At 72.3% G+C, this 20,362-nt stretch carries 18 protein-coding genes; 8 read left to right on the forward strand and 10 right to left on the reverse strand.

What is annotated here, in order from left to right; all coding sequences use genetic code 11:
- Positions 1-2: 2 nt before the first annotated feature.
- From efeB to ACIPTO_RS15140, 5 genes are all read right to left on the reverse strand, one after another.
- Positions 3-1,274, reverse strand: coding sequence for an iron uptake transporter deferrochelatase/peroxidase subunit (efeB, locus tag ACIPTO_RS15120; protein WP_401191920.1), 1,272 nt, complete (start codon positions 1,272-1,274; stop codon positions 3-5).
- Positions 1,275-1,283: 9 nt separating this feature from the next.
- Complete coding sequence (efeO, locus tag ACIPTO_RS15125) at positions 1,284-2,420, reverse strand: iron uptake system protein EfeO (protein WP_366314230.1); 1,137 nt, start codon at positions 2,418-2,420, stop codon at positions 1,284-1,286.
- Positions 2,421-2,608: 188 nt separating this feature from the next.
- Positions 2,609-3,427 (reverse strand): heme ABC transporter ATP-binding protein, encoded by an 819-nt coding sequence (locus tag ACIPTO_RS15130; protein WP_401191922.1) that lies wholly within the window; start codon positions 3,425-3,427, stop codon positions 2,609-2,611.
- 154 nt (positions 3,428-3,581) lie between these two features.
- Positions 3,582-4,667, reverse strand: a complete 1,086-nt coding sequence (locus tag ACIPTO_RS15135) for a FecCD family ABC transporter permease (RefSeq protein ID WP_401191925.1) — start codon at positions 4,665-4,667, stop codon at positions 3,582-3,584.
- Positions 4,664-5,692 (reverse strand): ABC transporter substrate-binding protein, encoded by a 1,029-nt coding sequence (locus ACIPTO_RS15140; protein ID WP_366314236.1) that lies wholly within the window; start codon positions 5,690-5,692, stop codon positions 4,664-4,666. The genes ACIPTO_RS15135 and ACIPTO_RS15140 overlap by 4 nt, the downstream gene beginning before the upstream one ends.
- Positions 5,693-5,790: 98 nt before the next feature.
- Here ACIPTO_RS15140 and ACIPTO_RS15145 point away from each other — a divergent pair, with 98 nt between their 5' ends.
- From ACIPTO_RS15145 to ACIPTO_RS15155, 3 genes are all read left to right on the forward strand, one after another.
- Positions 5,791-7,236 carry an HtaA domain-containing protein gene (locus tag ACIPTO_RS15145; protein ID WP_401191927.1) on the forward strand — a complete coding sequence of 482 codons (1,446 nt, stop codon included), beginning with the start codon at positions 5,791-5,793 and terminating at the stop codon, positions 7,234-7,236.
- A gap of 60 nt (positions 7,237-7,296) precedes the next feature.
- On the forward strand, positions 7,297-8,811 hold the full coding sequence (locus ACIPTO_RS15150; RefSeq protein WP_401191929.1) for an HtaA domain-containing protein: 1,515 nt from the start codon (positions 7,297-7,299) through the stop codon (positions 8,809-8,811).
- Positions 8,812-9,010: 199 nt separating this feature from the next.
- Positions 9,011-9,655, forward strand: a complete 645-nt coding sequence (locus ACIPTO_RS15155; RefSeq protein ID WP_401191932.1) for a PhzF family phenazine biosynthesis protein — start codon at positions 9,011-9,013, stop codon at positions 9,653-9,655.
- Positions 9,656-9,659: 4 nt separating this feature from the next.
- Here the strand turns inward: ACIPTO_RS15155 and ACIPTO_RS15160 are convergent, their stop codons facing one another.
- Positions 9,660-10,307: a heme oxygenase (biliverdin-producing) gene (locus ACIPTO_RS15160; RefSeq protein ID WP_401191934.1), complete on the reverse strand. Its 648-nt coding sequence runs from the start codon at positions 10,305-10,307 to the stop codon at positions 9,660-9,662.
- Positions 10,308-10,431: 124 nt separating this feature from the next.
- Positions 10,432-11,289 carry a type I methionyl aminopeptidase gene (gene map, locus ACIPTO_RS15165; protein ID WP_366314246.1) on the reverse strand — a complete coding sequence of 286 codons (858 nt, stop codon included), beginning with the start codon at positions 11,287-11,289 and terminating at the stop codon, positions 10,432-10,434.
- Positions 11,290-11,347: 58 nt separating this feature from the next.
- On the opposite strand from map, the gene ACIPTO_RS15170 reads away from it, so the two are divergent.
- Positions 11,348-11,575, forward strand: coding sequence for a hypothetical protein (locus ACIPTO_RS15170; RefSeq protein WP_366314248.1), 228 nt, complete (start codon positions 11,348-11,350; stop codon positions 11,573-11,575).
- Positions 11,576-11,740: 165 nt separating this feature from the next.
- Here ACIPTO_RS15170 and ACIPTO_RS15175 read toward each other — a convergent pair whose 3' ends face one another.
- On the reverse strand, positions 11,741-13,084 hold the full coding sequence (locus ACIPTO_RS15175) for an MFS transporter (protein ID WP_401191937.1): 1,344 nt from the start codon (positions 13,082-13,084) through the stop codon (positions 11,741-11,743).
- A gap of 90 nt (positions 13,085-13,174) precedes the next feature.
- Positions 13,175-13,777 carry a hypothetical protein gene (locus tag ACIPTO_RS15180; RefSeq protein WP_366314252.1) on the reverse strand — a complete coding sequence of 201 codons (603 nt, stop codon included), beginning with the start codon at positions 13,775-13,777 and terminating at the stop codon, positions 13,175-13,177.
- Between the two features lie 124 nt (positions 13,778-13,901).
- Between ACIPTO_RS15180 and ACIPTO_RS15185 the strand changes: the two genes are divergently transcribed.
- The 3 genes from ACIPTO_RS15185 to ACIPTO_RS15195 all read left to right on the forward strand — a co-directional run bounded on the left by ACIPTO_RS15185 (position 13,902) and on the right by ACIPTO_RS15195 (position 15,990).
- Positions 13,902-14,975: a sialidase family protein gene (locus tag ACIPTO_RS15185; protein ID WP_366314254.1), complete on the forward strand. Its 1,074-nt coding sequence runs from the start codon at positions 13,902-13,904 to the stop codon at positions 14,973-14,975.
- A gap of 37 nt (positions 14,976-15,012) precedes the next feature.
- On the forward strand, positions 15,013-15,753 hold the full coding sequence (npdG, locus tag ACIPTO_RS15190) for an NADPH-dependent F420 reductase (RefSeq protein WP_401191940.1): 741 nt from the start codon (positions 15,013-15,015) through the stop codon (positions 15,751-15,753).
- Between the two features lie 66 nt (positions 15,754-15,819).
- Positions 15,820-15,990 (forward strand): hypothetical protein, encoded by a 171-nt coding sequence (locus ACIPTO_RS15195; protein WP_352183527.1) that lies wholly within the window; start codon positions 15,820-15,822, stop codon positions 15,988-15,990.
- Here the strand turns inward: ACIPTO_RS15195 and ACIPTO_RS15200 are convergent.
- Positions 15,980-16,780: a site-2 protease family protein gene (locus tag ACIPTO_RS15200; RefSeq protein WP_366314259.1), complete on the reverse strand. Its 801-nt coding sequence runs from the start codon at positions 16,778-16,780 to the stop codon at positions 15,980-15,982. The genes ACIPTO_RS15195 and ACIPTO_RS15200 overlap by 11 nt on opposite strands.
- A gap of 244 nt (positions 16,781-17,024) precedes the next feature.
- Here ACIPTO_RS15200 and ACIPTO_RS15205 point away from each other — a divergent pair, with 244 nt between their 5' ends.
- Complete coding sequence (locus ACIPTO_RS15205; RefSeq protein WP_401191943.1) at positions 17,025-20,357, forward strand: AfsR/SARP family transcriptional regulator; 3,333 nt, start codon at positions 17,025-17,027, stop codon at positions 20,355-20,357.
- The last annotated feature ends 5 nt before the right edge of the window (positions 20,358-20,362 follow it).

A 20,362-nucleotide genomic window follows, 5' to 3' on the forward strand; every position in this document is an offset into this window, starting at 1 on the left:
GTCTACGACTCCTTCGCGTCCGGGGAGAACAGCGTGCTGCCCCACCAGTCGTCCTTGTCGCGGACGCCCGGCGGGACGGCGAAGACCGCCGAACCCACGTGCTGGATGTACTCGTTGAGCGCGTCGGACGCCGACAGCTTCCGCTGCAGCGGGATGAATCCCTTGCGTACGTCGCGCTGGTAGGCCAGGAAGAACAGGCCCGCTTCGAGACGGCCGAGGCCGTCGGTGCCGTCGGTGAAGGAGTAGCCCCGGCGCAGGATCGTGATCCCGCTGTTGGAGTCGGGGTGCGCGAGCCGGACATGCGCGTCGGGCTTCATCGCCTTCAGGAACGGCGGATCGTGCTCCTTCGCCTTGCCGACCGGCGCGCCCTCGCCCTTGTCCCGTCCGAAGACGTCCTCCTGCTCCTGGAGCGAGGTCCGGTCCCAGGTCTCGATGTTCATCCGGATGCGCCGGGCGACGAGATACGAACCCCCCTTCATCCAGGCCGAGTCGGCACCGCCGTCGCCGTCGCCGACCCACACGAACTTCTTCAGCCGGTCCGTCTCGGTCCCCGCGATGTTGCGGGTGCCGTCCTTGAACCCCATGAGGTTGCGCGGGGTCTGAGCCCCCGGGGTCGTCGACGACGTCTTCCCGAAGCCCAGTTGGGACCAGCGGATGGCGACCTTGCCGAACCCGATGCGGGCCAGGTTGCGGATCGCGTGCACGGCGACCTGCGGATCGTCGGCACAGGCCTGGACGCAGAGGTCGCCGCCCGTACGGGACGCGTCGAAGTTGTCGCCGGGGAACTGCGGCAGGTCGACGAGTGCGTCGGGGCGGCTGTTCCGCAGCCCGAAGCGGTCGAAGAACGACGGCCCGAAGCCGATGGTCAGGGTCAGCCGCGAGGGTTTCAGCCCCAGCGCCTCACCGGTGTCGTCCGGCGGCGCCTCGGCGAGCCCGCCGTAGGCCCCGTCACCGACCGGGTGGCCGCCGGTCATCCGGCGGGCGGCGGCCGTCCAGTCCTTCAGCATCCGCACGAACTCGGCGCGGTCGTCGGTCTTCACGTCGAACGCGGCGAAGTGCAGCCGGTCCTGTACGGGGGTCGCGATGCCGGACTGGTTCGCGCCGTGGAAGGCGACCGCGGCACCGGTGTCGGCACCGGCCGGATCGACGTCGTCGCCGGTACGGGTCATCGCCACCGCGCCACCGGCCGCGACGGCACCGAGCGCGAGCCCGGCACCGCCCCAGCCGATCAGTGAACGGCGCGACGGGGATTCCGACTTCGGGGTCTCGGTCATGGCCACGCCCTACTTCACGACGGCGGCGGCGAGCTTCGACAGCGGCTCCGCGAGGGCGTTGACCGCGTCCGACAGTTCCTTGCGCTGGTCCTTGGTGACCTTGTCGTACGACACGAAGCCGTCCGAGGTGGAGGTCGAGCGGTACTTGTCCAGCAGCGTGTTCAACGCGGCGAACTGCTTGTCCAGTTCGGTCGTCAGGGCCGCGTCGTTCTTCTGCGCGACCGGCTTCAGCAGCTCGTACGCCTTCTGCGCGCCCTCGACGTTGGCCTTGAAGTCGCTCAGGTCGGTGTGCGAGTAGCGGTCCTCCTCACCGGTGACCTTGCCGGTGGCGACCTCGTCGAGGAGTTCCTTGGCGCCGTTGGCCATCGAGGTCGGGGTGATCTCGGCCTTGCCGACGCGCTTCTGCCAGTCCTTCAGATCGGTGACCAACTCGTCGGCGAGGGCGGTCTGTTCGGCACCGGTCTTCTTGTCGGTCCACAGCGCCTTCTCCAGCGCGTGCCACCCGGTCCACTTCTGGCCCTTCTCCAGGTCGTTGACGCGGGTGTCGGTCTTGGGGTCGATGTCCCCGAACGACTCGGCGATCGGCTCGGTGGCCTCCCAGCCGTAACGGGAGGGCGCGTAGGCGTTCTTGGCGGCTTCCAGGTTCCCGGCCTTGATGGCGGCGGCGAAGGTCTCCACCTTCGGGATCGTCGCGTCGGCCTGCTCCTGCGCGTACTCGCGGTAGGCGGCGACGGCCGCGTCCAGCTTCGGGTCCCGCTTGGCGACCGAGCCGCCGGTGACGGTGAGCTTCTGCCGCACACCGTGGCCCTTCATGCCCGGACGGCAGGCGATCTCGTACGACCCCGCCTTCACCTCGGCGGTCAGCGTGTACTTGGTGCCGGGCCCGATGTTCTCCTTCTCGGAGACGATCCGGTCGTCCGGGAAGAGGATCTCGACCTCGGTGGCCTTGGAGCCGGTGTTCTCTATCTTCAGCGTGACCTGGCCGGCCGGGATCGACGTGGCGGAGGTCGTGCACTTGGAGTCGGCCGCGGTCACCTGGATCGCGTCCCCGTCCTTGGCGTCGCTCTTGGCGGTGCACGCCGTGACGGCGGTCAGTGCGGCCGCGGCGGCGACGGCGGTGGCGACGGGAAGTCGGACGGCACGCATGCAGGCTCCAAGCGAGAGGGTGTGACGGGGTGACTGCCGTGAGGCGGTGTGGTGAGGCTGCCCTAACTTACCTGAGGCTTACCTCAGTGATACCCGTCCCGTCCGGCATTCACCGCCCACAGAAAAATCACAGACACGGCTTGATATCGGTGGCGAAAAACGGATGGCAAGGGACGGTCAAGAGAGGGTCAAGCGGGTCGGTGCGGGGTCACGACGACCGCGCCCGTGCGGGGATGCGGGAACACCTCGACCGCCTGGTCGTAGACGTCCGACAGCAACTCCTCGGTGAAGACGGCTCCGGGCGGACCGTCGGCGGCGACACGACCGGCGCGCAGAATCGCGACCCGGTGCGCGTAGGCGGCGGCCAGCGCGAGATCGTGCAGCACCACGACCACCGCATCCCCCGCGTGCGCCCTTTCCCGGCACAGCCGCAGCACCAGTTCCTGATGCCGCAGATCGAGCGCGGCGGTCGGCTCGTCGAGCAACAGCACCGGCGCCCGCTGGGCCAGCACCCGCGCGAGCGCGACCCGGGCCCGCTCCCCGCCGCTGAGCGCGGAGAACGGCCGGGGCGCGAAACCGGTCACCTCGGCCCGCGCCATGGCCTCCGCCACGGCGATCTCGTCCTCGACGGGGTCGCCGGCGTGCGGCGCCCGTCCCATCCGCACGACCTCCTCGACCGTGAAAGGGAAGGACAGCGTGGCCGCTTGCGGAAGCACGGCCCGCCGCAGCGCGAGCTCGGGCGCGGACCATTCGCCGACAGGCCGCCCGTTGATCCGAACCACCCCGGCGGCGGGCGTCAGATCCGCGGCGAGCGCCCCCAACAGGGTCGATTTCCCGGCCCCGTTGGGCCCGACGAGCGCGAGCACCTCCCCGGCCCGAACAGCCACGGACACCCCGTGCAACACCTCACGCCCACCGAGCCGCACCTGCACCCCCTCGGCCTCGACAAGCACCTCACCGGGTTCAGCCGGAGAGGGCGGCACAGCACGACGACGCAGAAGTCTCATCCGAGGGCTCCTTGAGAGGGACGGGCGAGGTCCGACACCTGACGACCGGACTCCGCCCCGGCGTAACAGAGGCGCGGGGAACTGCGCGACCAGCCACGGACGGCCCGCGCTTCCCGACGTACGGCCACCGGCAGGGCGTGAAAGGGACCCGGGCTCACGCCCAACCTCCCTGCCTGCGCCGCGTCCTCCGCAGCAGCCAGAAGAAGAACGGGCTCCCGAGCAACGCCGTGAGAACACCCAGCGGAAGCTCCGCCGGCGCCGCGACCGTCCGGGCGGTCAGATCCGCCGCCAACAACACCAACGCTCCCAGCAGCGCACTGGCCGGGATCAGGAACCGGTGACCGGGCCCCGCCGCCATCCGCAGCAGATGCGGGACGACGAGCCCCACGAAGCTGATGATCCCGGACACGCTCACCGCCGCCGCCGTGAGCAGCGCGATGACCAGCACCAGGACGATCCGGAGCCGCTCGACGTCGACTCCCAGGTGGCGCGCGGGGCGTTCCCCGAGGGCCAGCAGGTCGAGGCGACGGGCGTAGAGCGGCGCGAGGCCGAGCCCGAGCACCGCGCACGGCAGGATCGCGAGGACCTTCGGCCAGGTCGCCTGGGAGAGCGAGCCGAGCTGCCAGAAGGTGATCTGGTTGACGGCCGCCGTGTCCGCGAAGAACAGGAACAGCCCGATCAGCGCCCCGGCGAACGCGTTCAGCGCGATCCCGGTGAGGATCAGCGTCACGACCTCCGTTCGGCCCCCGGAGCGCGACATCGCGTAGACGAGCAGCACGGTGGCCAGCCCGGAGACGAACGCCACCGCCGACACCGTCCAGTTACCGAGGAAGTCCAGCCCGAACGCGATCACCGCGACCGCGCCCACCGCCGCCCCCGAGGACACCCCGATGACCCCGGGCTCCGCGAGCGGATTCCCGAACACGCCCTGCATCAACGCCCCCGCGCACCCCAGCGACGCCCCGACGAGCAGCGCGAGCACGATCCGCGGGAACCGCACGTTCCACAGCACGGACTCCGGGACCCGGCCCAATGGCCGCCCGCCGAGCCCGAGTTGGTGCTGCACGGACGCCAGGACGTCCCCGGTGGGGATCGGGTACGCGCCCAGCCCGGCGGCCACCGGCACCAGCACCAGCAGGGCGGCCACCAGCCCGGCGGTGACCATCCAGCCCGTACTGCGTCTCCGACGCGGGGGAGCCGGGGCAACGCTCGCCCCCACCCCCTTCTCCAGCACGGTCATTCGCTTCCGCCCCCGTACAACTGGTCCACCAGCGACCTGAGCACCTGGTCGGTGCGCGGCCCGTAGTTGAGGAGCACCCCGTCCTCGATCGAGACGACCCGCCGGTTCATCCCGGCCGGGGTCTGCGCGACGCCGGGGATCTTCACCAGTCCGTCGATGCCGCCGACGGATTCGAGTCCCTTGGTCATGACGAGGATCGCGTCCGGCGCGGCCTGCGCGAGCGCCTCGGTGGTGATGGCGGTGAAGTCCTTCGTCAGGCCCGACTCCGCGCCCGCGTCGACCGCGCCGGCTGCCTCCAGGAGCGAGGTCGCGCCCGACCCCTTGCCGCCGATGAGATAGACGGACGCGGACCCGCGCAGGTACAGGAACGCGACCCGCGGTGTGTCCTTGTGCCGAGGAATCGCCTTGCGCACGGCGGCGATCCGGTCCTCCGACCGCTTGGTCAGCTCCGTGCCCGCGGCCGGGACGCCGAGCGCGTCGGCCACCGCCTGGATGCGCGGACCGACGTCGGCGAGACCCCGCGCCGGGTCGACGACGAGGACGGGGACACCGGCGGCGCGGATCTGCCCCATCGCCTCGGACGGTCCCGTGGTCTTCTCCGCGAGGACGAGATCGGGCTTGAGGGACAGCACGCTCTCGGCGGAGACATCGTGGTTCCGGGTCACCATCGGGAGTTTCACGGCCTGTTGGAACGTGGCGGTGATGTCCCGGGCCACGACCCGGTCGCCGAGTCCGAGGGTGAACACGATCTCGCTGAGGCTGCCGGAGAGCGGGACGATGCGCCGCGCGTTCCTGACGGTGACCTGCTTGCCGTCGGCGGACCGGACGGTGACCGGCAGCCGGGGCGTGGGGGTGTCGGTCAGCGGTTCCACGCGGTTGGCCGGGGCGGTGGCCTTCGCCGGCGTGGTGTCCGCGGACGTGGCCGCGCCCCCGCATCCGGTGAGCGTGAGCGCGAGCACGGTCAACAGTGCTCCCGCCAGTCGTGTGCGCAAGCGTGGCACGGTCCCGTCCGTCTCTCTCGGCATGCTCGGTGTCTCTCGGGCACTGTCGTTTCTGATGAGGAAAGCTTAGGTTAGCCTTACCTTTGTTCGCTACCGGCCGTCGTCAACCGGAGGACCCACCCATGCCCGCGCGCCCAAGAGCCCTGGTAGCCGTGTTGTGCGCGGCGATCCTGGGTGTCCTCCTCCCGGCGGCCGTCGCCCACGCCGAGAGCCGTACCGTGCAGGGCGGCCGGCTGGACTGGGGCATCAAGTCCTCGTTCCAGAGCTATGTCACCGGCCCCATCGCGAACGGCGGTTACTCCCTCACGGGCGGCGCGGCGACCGTGGGCAGCAGCCAGTTCCGCTTCCCGTCGGCGACCGGTTCGTACGACGGCTCGACCGGCGCGTTCCGCTCGTCCTTCGCGGGCGGGGTGCACTTCGTCGGCCACAGGAAGACCGACGGCAGCTACGAACTCGACCTCACCCTGAGCCGCCCCACGGTCCGCATCTCGGGCTCGACCGGCACCCTCTACCTGAACGTCACCAGCAAGGCGAAGGGCACCGGGACGGTCACGACGTCCTCTCAAGTGCCCTTCGCCTCCCTCTCGTTGGGCGGCATCGACATGCGCGGCGGCGGCAACGCGGTCGTCCTCAACAACGTGCCCGCGACACTCACCGCCCAGGGCGCGAAGTCCTTCGCCGGGTACTACACGGCGGGCACGGTGCTGGATCCGGTGAGCCTCTCGGCGGACGTGAAGCCCGCGACCGCGGCCACCAAGACCACCACGCCCACCCCCACACCCACCAAGTCCGCGGCGAAGAAGAAGACTTCGGGCGGGACGATCGCGGACGGCGCCGTCGACTGGGGCGTGCGCCGCACCTTCCGGGAGTACGTCACCGGCGACATCGCCAAGGGCAAGTGGACCCTCTCGTCCGGAGCACAGGACGGCGGCGCCCTCTTCCGCTTCCCGGGCGGCGAAGGGACGTACAGGAGCGGGGAGTTGACGGCCGCGTTCAAGGGCGCGGTGCGCTTCACCGGCGCCGGAGGCCTCGATCTTCGGCTGAGCGGTGTCCGGGCCACGGTCGAGGACGGCAAGGGCACGCTCTACGCCGACGTCACCGGAACCGACGGCGCGGGCGCCGGCTTCACCGGTGAGAAGGTCCCCCTGGTCACCTTCGCGGCCAAGGGACTCAAGGCCGCCAAGGGCCTGGTGAAGGTCACCGAGGCGCCCGCGCGGCTCACCGCCCAGGGCGGGAAGGCCTTCGGCGGAATGTACCCGGCGGGCACGGCCATGGACCCGGTGTCCCTGGCCGTCGCCCTCACCGACGACGCGAAACTCCCCGCGCTGCCCGACCTCGGCACCACCCCCACGGCGAGCGGGACGCCGGAGGAACGGACGGCCGACTCCTCGGTGCCGGCCGAGCCGGTCGCCGACAACTCCACCGGCGGGGGCGGCGGTTCGGCCGCCCTGCCGATCGGTCTGGCGGCGGGCGCGCTGGCGCTGGTGGCGGCGGTGTCCGTGCTGCTGGTCCGCAGGCGCCGCACACCGGCCGAGGCCTCAGGGCCCGGCGACCCGGAAGACCACTGACCCCGTTGTCCGGCCCGCCAGTCGGCGGGCCACCCCCGAAACTCAAGGAGTACCACGGCCATGCCCGTCAGACCTCGACGTTCCTTCGCCCTCGCCGCGGCCGTCGCGACCGCCGCCGCGCTCGGCGCCACCGCGCTCGCCACGACCACCGCGTCGGCCGCCGAAGTCCCGCTCAGCGGCTACGAGTTGACCTGGGGCATCAAGCAGTCGTACCGCACCTACGTGAGCACCTACGCGCAGGGCGGCTTCACCGCGACCGACGGCGCCTCGCAGGCCGCGAACAACGGTGTGTTCACCTTCACCGACGGCACGGGCACCTACGACACCACCACCCACGCCCTGCACCTCACTTTCAAGGGCACGGTCACCGCCAAGTCGACGCTGCACGGCTTCGTGCGGGAGATGTCGGACTTCCAGTACGACAGCGCGGCCGGCACCCTCACCGCCGACCTCGTCTCGGACGGCGGCACCAAGCAGCAGGACGTGACGCTCGCCAAGGTCGCCGCCCCCACCAGCCAGGACCTGACGGACCTGGGCACCACGCTCACCGCGGCGGCGGGCACGTTCCTCGGCAGCGACTCGTACGCGAACGCCGCGGGCGACCCGCTCTCCGCGGTCAAGCCGGCGTCGACGGCGTCCCCGACGCCCACCCCGACGCCGACCCCGACCGCGTCCCCGTCGCAGTCGGCGTCCCCGTCGGCCACGCCCACGCAGTCGGCCACGCCGAGCGCCACGGTCTCCTCCTCGCCCTCCGCCAGCCCCTCGGACACGGTCTCCGAACCGGCCACCAAGGGCGACATCGCGGACGGCAAGCTCACCTGGGGCGTGAAGGAGTCGTTCCGCTCCTACGTCGTCGGCAGCGTCGCCAAGGGGAAGATATCCGCGACGGGCGGCGCGACCCAGGCGGCCGGCAACGGCGTCTTCACCTTCACCGGTGCGACCGGCAGCTACGACACCGACGCCGACACCCTCACCGCCGCCTTCGACGGCGCGGTGAACTTCAAGGGGCACGAGGACAACGGGACCTACGGCCTCGACCTCACCTTCACCGACCTCAAGGCCACCCTCGACGGCGGCTCCGGCACACTGACGGCGGACGTCACCAGCCTGGGCGAGAAGTCCGAGGACGTGGTCCTGGCCGACCTCAAGGCGGGCTCGGCCGACCTCACCGCGAAGGACGACGTCGTCACCCTCGACGACGTCACCACCACCCTCACCGCGGCCGGCGCGAAGGCCTTCGGCGGCTTCTACCAGTCCGGCGCGGAACTCGACCCGCTGGACCTGTCGGTGGCCCTCACGGCGGACGCGACCCTCCCCACGGACGGCTCGTCGTCGACGGCCGGCACGGGCTCCTCGGGCGGCACCGGCAGCACCGGCGGCAGCGACAACTCCGGTACGACGGGCTCGACTTCGGGCGGTGTCACCGGCTCCACGACGGGCGACGTGAGCGGCGCCCTGGCGTCGACCGGCTCCGAGGTGCCCGCGGTGGCCCTGGGCACGGCGGCTGCGGTGACCGCGGCGGCGGGCGCGGGTGTGGTGTTCGCGATGCGCAGGCGCCGTACGCAGCAGGCGTAGGACCGTGCCCCCTGGCGACCAGGGGGCACGGAGGTCGACCGCCGGAGGGCGGACCCGTGCCGGCCGTGACAGGCCGGCCCGGTCCGCCCTCCGGCGCGTTCCGGGACGGCGGCGGCCGGGAACCCGCTCACCGGGCCGGTTCCCCGCCCGGCCCCGGCCTGGGATGAACTCGCGGCCCGTGCGGTGTTTGAATGCCCCCGTGACTGACTACGACGTACTGCGTGTCTTCTGCGGACCCAGCGGCGGATACGGCAACGAACTCGGCGTCGTCCGCGAGGGTTCCGTCATGCCGGACCCGGACGAGCGGCAGGTGTTCGCCGGGAAACTCGGCTTCAGCGAGACGGTGTTCGTCGACGACCCCGAGCGCGGAGTCATCGACATCTACACCCCGACCACCCGCCTGCCCTTCGCCGGCCACCCCTGCGTGGGCACGGCCTGGCTCCTGGACATACCCGAACTGGTCACCCCCGCGGGCGTCGTGGGCGCCCGCCTCGACGGCGAGTTCAGCTGGATCGAGGCCCTCCCGGAGTGGGCCCCGCCGCGCGCCCTGCGCCAGTACGCCACCGCCCGCGAGGTGGACGCCCTGCCCGTGCCCCCGCCCGGCGAGTGGATCTACGCCTGGGCCTGGGAGGACGAGGCGGCGGGCCGGGTCCGCGCCCGTGCCTTCCCCGGCCGGGACGACGGCGTCCACGAGGACGAGGCGACGGGCGCGGCGGCCCTGCTGCTGACCGACCGGTTGGGCCGGGCCCTCAACATCACGCAGGGGGCGGGCTCGCAGATCCTCACGGCCCCGCAGCCCGGCGGGTGGGTGGAGGTCGGCGGCCGGGTGTTCCTGGAACGCTGACCTCTCACGCGGAGAGCGGGAACTCCTCCCCGAGCGCCCGGAAGACCCCGGTGTTCAACGCGAACGCCCGCTTGCACTCGGCCACGATCCGCTGCTTCTCCAGGTCGTCGACCCGCACTTCGTCCAGCAGCTCGCGGTACTCCCGCTTGAAGGCCGCCGGGTTCCCGATCCCCTCGAACACGTAGAACCGCACGCCGTCGCCCTTGCGGGAGAACCCCCGCGTCCGCTCGGCCTTGTCCCGGATGATCTGCCCGCCGGAGAGATCCCCGAGGTAGCGCGTGTAGTGGTGGGCGATGTACCCGGCGGGCCATTCCTCCGCGCACTCCCGCACCCGCTCCGCGTAGGCCTCGGTCGCGGGCAGCGCGGTCAGTCCCGACCGCCAGTCGGCGCCCCGCAGGTGCGCGAGGTCCCGCTCCAGCGCGGGCAGCCGGAACAACTCGGCCCGTATGAACGCCCCGGCCACCGGATCCGCCGCCAGCCGCTCGACCCCGGCCTCCAACGCCTCGTAGACGAACCACAGTTGCTCGGTGTACCGGGCGTACGCGTCGACGCCCAGCCGCCCGCCGAGCAGATCACTCATGAAGGTGGAGGTCTCGGCCTCCACGTGCTGTTCGTGGGACGCGGTGCGGATGACTGTCGAGAAAGAGTCCATGGGCCCTATCCTCTAAGGCAAGCCTTACCTAAGTCAACAGGTTACCGACAGCCTGTCGGCAAAAGCGTACAAGAAGAGACCCGTCCCCGGCGGAGCAGGCCGAGAACGGGTTCCGGTGGGGCTGTTACGGCAGGGTGAGGACCTCCGCCCCCGTCTCCGTCACCACCAGCGTGTGCTCGAACTGGGCCGTCCGCCTGCGGTCCTTCGTGACGACCGTCCACCCGTCGTCCCACATGTCGTACTCGTACGAGCCCAGCGTCAGCATCGGCTCGATGGTGAACGTCATCCCGGGCTGGATCACCGTCGTCGCGTGCGGGCTGTCGTAGTGCGGGACGATCAGGCCGGAGTGGAAGGACGAGTTGATGCCGTGGCCGGTGAAGTCACGGACCACGCCGTAGCCGAAGCGCTTGGCGTACGACTCGATGACCCGGCCGATGATGTTGATCTGGCGGCCCGGCTTGACCGCCTTGATCGCCCGGTCCAGGGACTCACGCGTGCGCTCGACCAGCAGCCGGGACTCCTCGTCGACGTCACCGACCAGGTAGGTCGCGTTGTTGTCGCCGTGCACACCGCCGATGTACGCCGTCACGTCGAGGTTGATGATGTCGCCGTCGCGCAGCACCGTGGAGTCCGGGATGCCGTGGCAGATCACCTCGTTGAGCGAGGTGCACAGGGACTTGGGGAAGCCGCGGTAGCCGAGCGTGGACGGGTAGGCGCCGTGGTCGCACATGTACTCGTGCGCGACCCTGTCGATCTCGTCCGTGGTCACCCCCGGCGAGATGATCTTCGCGGCCTCCGCCATCGCCCGCGCGGCGATCCGCCCGGCGACCCGCATCGCCTCGATCGTCTCGGGGGTCTGCACCTCCGGCCCGGTGTACGGGGTCGGCGCGGGCTTGCCGACGTACTCGGGGCGACGGATGTTTCCGGGCACGGGACGGGTGGGGGAGAGCTCCCCTGGTACGAGCAGCGACTGGCCAGACATGCCAGCGAGTCTAACCAGCGGAGATGGGGGAACATGGCCGTAGGGAAAGGAGCGGTTGATGGCCCTGTTCAAGAAGCGCACGGCCGGGAAGCCCGGCGAGTGGTACTACTGCCTCGAACACAAGAAGGTCGAGGAGGGGCCGGACTGCCCCGCCAAGGACCGGTTCGGGCCGTACACCACCCGCGCCGAGGCCGAACACGCGATGGAGACGGCCCGCGAGCGCAACCTGGAGTGGGAGAACGACCCCAAGTGGCACGACGCGGCCAAGGGCGCCGACGACACGTGACCGGCTCGCGCCGGGGCGCATCGCGGGTGGCCGGGTTCGGGTGCGGGTGAGCGGGGGCTTGTCGCGCGGTTCCCCGCGCCCCTGAGGGGGTGGAGCGGGCCGGGGTCGGCCTGCCTGGTCGGTTGCCTGATCAGGCCGCGCTCGACCGGCTTCGGCGCCGGCCGCTCAGGCGTCGACGGGAGCCGTAGGCGCCGCCTCCGCCGCCTGCGTGCCCGCCCGCCGCGCCTTCAGCCGCAGCGCGTGTTCGTCCGTCCGCGCGTCGTACGACATCAGCTTCGGCAGGCCCGCGGCCAGCAGGCCCACCGCGCCCAGGCACATCAGGCCGCCCGCCCACACCGAGGTCCGCACCCCGGACAGGGCGGCCATGCCACCGGACCTGACCTGGCCCAGCTGCGGGCCCACCGAGTAGGACAGCAGCTCGATCCCGGCGAGCCGGCCCCGCAGCTCGTCCGGGATCGTCTGGTTCCACATGACCCCGCGGAAGACGCCGCTGACCATGTCGCAGCCGCCCGCGACGGTGAGGAACAGCAGCACCAGCCACACGTTGCCGACCGCGCCCGCGCAGGCGATCGCCACGCCCCACAGCGCCGCCGCCAGCACCACCATCCGCCCGTGCCGGTGGATCCGCGAGGTCCAGCCGCTGGTCACGCTCACCACCAGCGCACCGGCCGGCAGCGCCGAGTACATCAGCCCCAGCGCCCACGGCGCGTGCAGATCGTCCGCGAGGAACGGCAGCACCGCGAGCGGCATCGCGAAGAACATCGCCGCCAGGTCGATCGCGTACGTCCCGAGGAGTTCCTTGCGGCTCCACGCGTACCGGGCGCCCTCGGCGATCGACCGGAGCGACGGCTTCCGCGCCTCGTGCGCGCCGGGGGACGCGGCGATACGGAAGATCAGGACCACGGAGACCGCATACGTCACCGTGTCCGCCGCGAACGCGTACGGCAGCCCCGCGTACGCCACCACCACCCCCGCCACCGCCGGTCCCGTGACCCCGCCGACCGTCCAGCGCAGCGAGTTGAGCGCGGCGGCGGCCGTCATGTGCTCGTGCGCCACGATCCGCGGCCACAGCGAGTCCAGCGCGGGCCGCTGGATCGCGCCGAGGACGGAGGTCAGGGCGGCGATCACATAGAGCGGCCACACCGCGGGGTGCGGCACCAGCGAGTTGAGCAGCAGCGCCCCGCACAGCACCCCGAGCCCCACCTCGGTCCACACGATCAGCTTCCGCTTGTCCCACGCGTCGGCGAGCGCCCCGCCGTAGAGCCCGAACACGATGAGCGGCACCAGTTCCACGGCCCCGACCGCGCCCACCGCCGCCGCGGAGCCCGTGAGTTCCTTGATCTGCACCGGGATTGCGACGAACGTCAGGAAACTCCCGAAGGTGGAGACCAGCCCCGCCAGCCAGAGCCTGCGGAAGTCGGCGGAGGCATGCCAGGGGGAGAGGTCGGGGAGGAGGGCGCGGAGCCGGGTCGGAGGTGCGGGATCGGGTGTGGGGGAGTCGGCGGTCACAACGGGCCACGATCACCCGGCGGCGGGGGAGTGGCAACCGATTTTCCCGTCCGCCGCTCGGCGGACGGCCCGGGACGGGCGGGAGACGCCCTACCAGGGCGCGGGCGGCGGGGCCGTCAGGTGGTCCGTCAGGCGCGACACCCGGTCGCGGAACCGGCGGCGCCCCCGCGTCACCGGCAGCACGTTCTCCCCGGCCGCCGCGCTCACCAGGTGCTGCACGGTGTCCAGGTCCAGGTCCGTGCCCGGCGGGACGGGGAGCGACTCGTGGGCCAGGGAGGCGAGTTCGCGGTTCTCGGAGCCCAGGGAGAGGACGGTCGCCCCGGCCCGGCGGGCGTCGTGGACGCGCTCCAGGAGCGGATCGCCCGGCCCTTCCGGTGACACCACCAGCAGCGTCTCACCGCGCCGGACCGCCTCGATCCGGCCGAGCCCGACCGCCAGATGCGCCGGATCGGTGGGACGCGCGTCATGCCGTACGAGAGTCGGTGCCAGTTCGGGCGTGCCCGACCAGGCGGCCTCGTCCACGAAGTGCGCCGCGAGATGCCACGGCTCGTAGCCGGGCGTGCCCACCAGCAGCAGCCCGCCCCCGTGCGACACCACCGACCCGCGCAACACCCCCGCGAACCGCCGCGTGGCCCCCAACCACTCGGTCCCGGCGAGCACTTCACGCAGCAGCGCGACCCGTACGGCATCCATGTCCGCGCATCCTGCCCCAACCGGCCGTTCGTGACGTGGAGTTCACCGCGAATTCGCCCGACTTGGGGATGGTGCGGGCGCATAGGCCCCACAAGGAACCAACGGTCACACAAGGAGTCAAGTCATGACAGAAGCATCCGTCCCCTTCACCGCGGGCCAGGAAGGTCACGCCAGTTACCGCATCCCGGCGGTCGTGGTGACCGCCGCCGGCACCCTCCTGGCGTTCTGCGAGGGCCGGTTCGACTCCGCGAGCGACCACGGCCACATCGAGATCGTGCTGCGGCGCTCCACGGACGGCGGCCGCACCTGGGGCCCGCAGACCGTCGCCGCCGACAACGGCGGCGGCCTCGCGGGCAACCCGGCCCCCGTCGTCCTCGACACCGGCCGCGTCCTGCTCGTCCACGTCCGCGCCGCCGCGACCGCCACCGAGGACGCCATCCTGCGCGGCAAGGTCACGGCGGCCGACGGGCGCAGGGTGTGGGTGTGCCACAGCGACGACGACGGCGTCACCTGGTCGACCCCGAAGGAGATCACCGCGCAGGTGAAGAAGCCCGAATGGCGCTGGTACGCCACCACGCCCGGACACGCGATCCAGCTGAGCACCGGCCGGGTGGTCGTCCCCGGCAACCACACGATCCCGCCCACCGGCACGGACGTCGGCAACGAGGGCAAGTACAACAGCGGCCACTGCCTGCTCAGCGACGACCGGGGCGAGACCTGGTCCCTCGGCTACCTCGACGAGAACCCGAACGGCTACGTCAACTGCAACGAGACCACCGCCGCCGAACTCCCCGACGGGCGCGTCTACTTCAACACCCGCAACGACGCGACCGCCCCCGGCCACCGCGCCGACGCGTACTCGGCCGACGGCGGCACCACCCTGGTCAAGCCGTTCCGCCCGCAGGCCGGCCTCACCGCCCCCGTCTGCGAGGCCAGCGTCCTCCAACTCCGCGACCCCGACGTGCTGTTGTACTCCGGCCCCGGCGACCCGGCCGCCCGCGCCCTGATGACCCTGCGCGCCTCCACCGACGCCGGCACCACCTGGCGCCCCGTGCACACGGTCGACGGACTGCCCGCCGCCTACTCCGACCTGGTCCGGATCGACGACGACACGGTCGGACTCCTCTACGAGACCGGCGACTTCGGGGCGTACGAGACGATCACGTTCCGGCGGGTGCCCGTGACGGACCTCACCTGAGCCGGTGCGGGTGCGGAGGCGGACGTAAAGTCGGCCCATGACCTCTACCGACAGTGCTGCACAGACCCCCGCGACGCCCTCCGGTACCGCTCCCGCGAAGGCCCCCGCCAAGGACCCGTGGGACCTCCCCGACGTCTCCGGACTGGTCGTCGGCGTGCTCGGCGGGACCGGGCCGCAGGGCAAGGGCCTCGCGTACCGGCTCGCCAAGGCCGGCCAGAAGGTGATCATCGGCTCCCGCGCCGCCGAGCGCGCCCGGGCCGCTGCCGAGGAACTCGGCCACGGGGTCGAGGGCGCCGACAACGCCGAGACCGCGCGCCGCAGCGACGTCGTGATCGTCGCCGTGCCCTGGGACGGCCACGGCAAGACCCTGGAGTCGCTGCGCGAGGAACTGGCCGGCAAGCTCGTCGTCGACTGCGTCAACCCGCTCGGCTTCGACAAGAAGGGCGCCTACGCGCTGAAGCCGGAGGAGGGCAGCGCCGCCGAGCAGGCCGCCGCCCTGCTGCCCGACTCGCGGGTCGCCGCCGCCTTCCACCACCTGTCGGCGGTGCTGCTCATGGACACCGAGATCGCCGAGATCGACACGGACGTGATGGTGCTGGGCGAGGAGCGCGCCGACGTCGAGATCGTCCAGGCGCTGGCCGGCCGTGTCCCCGGCATGCGCGGGGTCTTCGCCGGGCGGCTGCGCAACGCCCACCAGGTGGAGTCCCTGGTCGCGAACCTGATCTCCGTCAACCGCCGCTACAAGGCACACGCGGGACTGCGCGTCACGGACGTCTGAGCGGGTGGGGGACACTGGTGGCGACCGACCATCAGTGCCCCCCTTGTTCCGACAGGAGCCGATCCCATGCCCCGCCTCGCCGTCTACGCCCTCGTCGTCTGCCTGCTCGCCGTGGCGGCGGCGGTCGTGTCCTTCGTCGAGGGCAGCTGGATCGGGATCGTGTGGGTCCTGCTCGCGGGCCTCTCGTCCAACATGTGCTGGTACTACCTGAAGCGCGGCAGGTCCGTCACCGGCTGATCGAGCAGAACTCGTTGCCGCCCTGCCAGAAGCGGTACAGGTTCTGCCCGCAGTAGGTCTCGAAGTCGCTGATGCCGAGGCCGCGCAGGATCGCGTCGATCACGTCGAAGAAGTACGTGTTGACCGACGGCACCCACAGCAGCGCGAACACGAACAGCAGGCCGAACGGCGCGAACGGCTCGACCTGCCGCTTGACGTTGTACGACAGCCAGGGCTCGATCACGCCGTAGCCGTCGAGGCCCGGCACCGGCAGGAAGTTCAGCAGCGCGGCGGTGACCTGGAGCAGCGCCAGGAACGCCAGCGCGAACCGGAAGTCCCGCGGCACCCCGTCGAGCGCGTGCAGCCAGAACGGCGCGGTGCAGACGGCCGCGAACAGCACGTTCGTCAGCGGACCGGCCGCCGAGATCAGACTGTGCCGCCACCGGCCCCGGATGCGGTTGCGCTCGATGAACACCGCGCCGCCGGGGAGACCGATGCCGCCCATGATGACGAAGATCACCGGGAGCACGATGCTGAGCAGCGCGTGCGTGTACTTCAGCGGGTTGAGGGTGAGGTAGCCCTTCGCGCCGACGGAGATGTCCCCGCTGTGCAGGGCGGTGCGGGCGTGCGCGTACTCGTGCAGGCACAGGGAGACGATCCAGGCCGCCGTCACGAACAGGAACACGGCGACGCCCGGCTGCTCGGCGAACCCGGTCCAGGTGGCCCAGCCGGTCACCGCCGTGACGGCCAGGATCCCGACGAAGACGGGACTGATCCGCCGGTCGCTGGGGCGGGTGGTGGTGGCGGTCATGGGTGGGTGGGCTCCCTGCTGGGTCGGTGGACGCGAAGCCCGACGGTACCGGGCCCAGGGGGAAAACGTCTCGCGAGCGGCCGTCGGTTCCGGGGAAGGTGGGCCCATGGAACTCCGGCCCGCCCTCCACGACTCCGGGCCGCCTTCCCTCGTCCCGGCCACCCCCGTCCCGGCCACCACCGTCGCGGACATCCCGCGCCGTGCCCGCCCGACCCCGTGACCGCCCCGGTCGCCAGCAGAGACAATGGACCCCGTGCGCTACCGCATCCTCGGCACCACCCAGGCACTCCGTCCCGACGGCTCGGCCGTCCCGGTCGGCGGGGCGCGGCTGCGCGCCCTGCTCACCGTCCTCGCCCTGAGGCCCGGCAAGGCCGTCCCCGCGAGCCTGCTGGTGGACGAGGTGTGGGCCGGTGACCCGCCCGCCGACGCGACCGGCGCGCTCCAGGCGCTGGTGGGCAGGCTGCGCCGGACGCTCGGCGCCGACGCGATCACCTCGGTGGAGAGCGGGTACCGGCTCGCCGCCGCCCCCGACGACATCGACCTGCACCGTTTCGAGCGGCTGACCGGCGAGGGGCTGCGCGCGCTGGCCGACGGCAACCCCGCGAAGGCGGCGGAGGTCCTGGACGACGCGCTCGCCCTGTGGCACGGCCCGGCGCTGGCCGACCTCCCCGACCGCACCGCGGAGGCGGCCCGCCGGGAGACCCGCCACCTGGACGCCCGCCGCGCCCGCCTCACCGCCGCGCTGGCCCTCGGCGAGGCGGACACCGCCCTGCCCGAACTGACCGCCCTCTGCGACTCCCATCCCCTCGACGAACCCCTCCAGGCCCTGCGCCTGCGAGCCCTCCGCGCGACGGGCCGCACGGCGGAGGCCCTGGCCGCCTACGAGGACGTACGCCGGCTGCTCGCCGACCGCCTCGGCTCCGACCCCGGTTCCGAACTGCGGTCGCTGCACGGGGAGTTGCTCAACCCGGAGGACACCGGGCCGACCGGTGACGCCGACGGCGGCGGACCCGGGCCCGACAGCCGGGCCTCCGGCGACCGCGCCCCCGCCACCTCCCTGCCCGGCAACCTCCGCGCCCGCCTCACCTCCTTCGTCGGCCGCGAAGCCGACATCGGTGTCATCCGGAGCGACCTCGCCGCCGCCCGCCTGGTGACCCTGCTCGGGCCCGGCGGCGCCGGAAAGACACGGCTGTCGCAGGAGGCCGCCGAGGGGATGCGGGACGCGGCGCGGGACGGGGTGTGGCTGGCCGAACTCGCCCCCGTGGACGACCCCGAGGCCGTACCGGAAGCCGTCCTCACCGCCGTCGGCGCCCGCGAGACCGTGATGTACGGCGCCGGTGCCGAGGCGATCAGGGCCGCCGGGGGCGAGCGGCACGACGACCCCGTCGAGCGGCTCGCCGAGCACTGCGGCAGACGCCGGATGCTGCTGATCCTCGACAACTGCGAACACGTCGTGGACGCCGCCGCCCGCCTGGTGGAGACCCTGCTGGAACACTGCCCCGGCCTCACCGTCCTCGCCACCAGCCGCGAACCCCTGGGCGTACCGGGCGAGTTGCTGCGCCCGGTGGAGCCGCTGCCGGCCCCCGTCGCACTCCGGCTGCTCGCCGACCGCGGCGCTGCCGCCCGGCCCGGGTTCAGGGTCGAGGACGACCCCGAGGCCTGCGCCGAGATCTGCCGCCGGCTCGACGGACTGCCGCTCGCCATCGAGCTCGCGGCTGCCCGGCTCAGGATGTTGACGCCACGTCAGATCGCCGACCGGCTCGACGACCGCTTCCGCCTCCTCACCTCCGGCAGCCGTACGCTCCTGCCCCGCCAGCAGACCCTGCGGGCCGTCGTCGACTGGTCCTGGGACCTGCTCGACGCCGACGAACGGGACGTCCTGAGCACCCTGTCCGTCTTCGCCGGCGGCTGCGAACTCGCCGCCGCCGAGGCCGTCTGCGGCCCCGTCGCGTTCGAGACCCTCGGCTCCCTCGTCGACAAGTCCCTTGTGGTGGCCGCCCCTTCGGGCGACGGCGAGATGCGCTACCGGCTCCTGGAGACCGTCGCCGAGTACGCGGGCGAACGCCTCGACGAAGCCGGGCTGCGCCCCCGCGCCGAGCGCGCCCACCTGACGTACTACCGCGAACTCGCCCGCACCACCGACCCGTTGCTGCGCGGCCCCGGCCAACTCGCCGCCGTGGAAAGGCTGGAGCGCGAGTACGAGAACCTCCGCACCGCCCTGCGGCACGCCGTCGCCGAACGCGACGAGCAGGAGGCGATCTGCCTCGTCCTCTCGCTGGTCTGGTACTGGCAGATGCGCGACGTCCGCATCGAGGCCCGCAACTGGTGCGTCGAGGTGATGGCGCTGGGCCCCGACCCCTTCGCCGCCCCCGTCCGGCGCGCCACCCCCGTCTGGCAGCGCTGCACCGACGTCCCGCCCCCGCTCACCGGCGAACTCCTCGACGAGGCCAGGCGCGGCCTCCACCTCGCCCATCTCGGCTGGATGGACACGGAACTGGAGGCCTGGCAGGCCCCGAAGGCCAAGGAGAAACTGCGCCTGATCACCGAGGTCTACGAACCCGGCTTCCCGCAGACCTGCCGCACCCCCGGCATGCTCTGGTTCTACGCCGTGCTCATGACCGGCAGCGTCGAGCGGCTGCCCGGCATCCTCGAAGCCGGGGTCCGCACCTGCCGTGCCACCCCCGGCATGGAGTGGGAGCTGGCCACCACCCTCCAGATGCGCGCCAACATGCTCGCCAACCGCAGCGACTGGGCGGGCGACGCGGCCCGCGACGCCGACGAGTCGCTGGAGATCTTCCGCCGCCTCGGTGACGCCTGGGGCACCGCCGAGGCGCTCTCCGCCCGCGCCGAGGCCCGCGAACGCGTCGGCGAGTTCCAGCTCGCCGCCGCCGACTACCAGGCCGCGATCGAGCACGCCGAACGGCTCGGCGCGCACGGCCAGACCGCCGTCCTCGGCGCCCGGCTCGGCAGCGCGCTCGTCGAGGGCGGCGAGTCCGAGCGGGGGGAGCGCATCCTGCGCGAGGTGATCGAGAACCAGCCGTACCGCGGGGGCAACGAGGCGATGCCCGCCGCCCGCATGTTCCTCGCGGGCTACCTCGCCATGACCGGCCGGCCCGTGGAGGCGCGCGAGCAACTGCTCCTGCTGCGCGAGCAGTTCTCCGTCTCCCACTTCGTCGTCTTCGACGCGTACATCCTCGGTCTCGAAGCCTGGGTGGCGACCGTCGACGGCCACCACGACGAGGCACTGGACAAGATCAGGGGGGCGCTGCGCCGGGCGGGCGACCCGTTGTCCGAGGCCATCGCCCCGCACATGGCCCCGCTGTACCTGGGAGTGGCCGCGATAGCCCTGGCCGAGATCGACGGCGGCGGCCGGGCCCGTGACGCCGTCCGCTGCCTCGTCACGGCGCGGGCGCTGCTGCCGCGGGGGCATGTCGCGACGTCGATGGAGCGCGAGGTCTACCTCCGGGCCGAGCGGGGCGCGCGTGCCGCGCTCGGCGACGAGGCCTACGAGACCCACGAGGCCGAGTACGCCGGGGGCGGCGGCCTCTCGATGGAGAAGGCCGCCGCCCTGGTGTGACGCCG

This window comes from Streptomyces sp. NPDC090083, from assembly GCF_044747445.1.
Classification (GTDB): Bacteria; Actinomycetota; Actinomycetes; order Streptomycetales; family Streptomycetaceae; genus Streptomyces.

What these genes read in the sequence shown, in the direction of transcription:
- efeB (WP_401191920.1), bottom strand. Translation starts at nt 1,274, where the DNA reads ATGACCGAGACCCCGAAGTCGGAATCCCCGTCGCGCCGTTCACTGATC.
- efeO (WP_366314230.1), bottom strand. Translation starts at nt 2,420, where the DNA reads ATGCGTGCCGTCCGACTTCCCGTCGCCACCGCCGTCGCCGCCGCGGCC.
- ACIPTO_RS15130 (WP_401191922.1), bottom strand. Translation starts at nt 3,427, where the DNA reads ATGAGACTTCTGCGTCGTCGTGCTGTGCCGCCCTCTCCGGCTGAACCC.
- ACIPTO_RS15135 (WP_401191925.1), bottom strand. Translation starts at nt 4,667, where the DNA reads ATGACCGTGCTGGAGAAGGGGGTGGGGGCGAGCGTTGCCCCGGCTCCC.
- ACIPTO_RS15140 (WP_366314236.1), bottom strand. Translation starts at nt 5,692, where the DNA reads ATGCCGAGAGAGACGGACGGGACCGTGCCACGCTTGCGCACACGACTG.
- ACIPTO_RS15145 (WP_401191927.1), top strand. Translation starts at nt 5,791, where the DNA reads ATGCCCGCGCGCCCAAGAGCCCTGGTAGCCGTGTTGTGCGCGGCGATC.
- ACIPTO_RS15150 (WP_401191929.1), top strand. Translation starts at nt 7,297, where the DNA reads ATGCCCGTCAGACCTCGACGTTCCTTCGCCCTCGCCGCGGCCGTCGCG.
- ACIPTO_RS15160 (WP_401191934.1), bottom strand. Translation starts at nt 10,307, where the DNA reads ATGGACTCTTTCTCGACAGTCATCCGCACCGCGTCCCACGAACAGCAC.
- map (WP_366314246.1), bottom strand. Translation starts at nt 11,289, where the DNA reads ATGTCTGGCCAGTCGCTGCTCGTACCAGGGGAGCTCTCCCCCACCCGT.
- ACIPTO_RS15170 (WP_366314248.1), top strand. Translation starts at nt 11,348, where the DNA reads ATGGCCCTGTTCAAGAAGCGCACGGCCGGGAAGCCCGGCGAGTGGTAC.
- ACIPTO_RS15180 (WP_366314252.1), bottom strand. Translation starts at nt 13,777, where the DNA reads ATGGATGCCGTACGGGTCGCGCTGCTGCGTGAAGTGCTCGCCGGGACC.
- ACIPTO_RS15185 (WP_366314254.1), top strand. Translation starts at nt 13,902, where the DNA reads ATGACAGAAGCATCCGTCCCCTTCACCGCGGGCCAGGAAGGTCACGCC.
- npdG (WP_401191940.1), top strand. Translation starts at nt 15,013, where the DNA reads ATGACCTCTACCGACAGTGCTGCACAGACCCCCGCGACGCCCTCCGGT.
- ACIPTO_RS15195 (WP_352183527.1), top strand. Translation starts at nt 15,820, where the DNA reads ATGCCCCGCCTCGCCGTCTACGCCCTCGTCGTCTGCCTGCTCGCCGTG.
- ACIPTO_RS15200 (WP_366314259.1), bottom strand. Translation starts at nt 16,780, where the DNA reads ATGACCGCCACCACCACCCGCCCCAGCGACCGGCGGATCAGTCCCGTC.
- ACIPTO_RS15205 (WP_401191943.1), top strand. Translation starts at nt 17,025, where the DNA reads ATGGACCCCGTGCGCTACCGCATCCTCGGCACCACCCAGGCACTCCGT.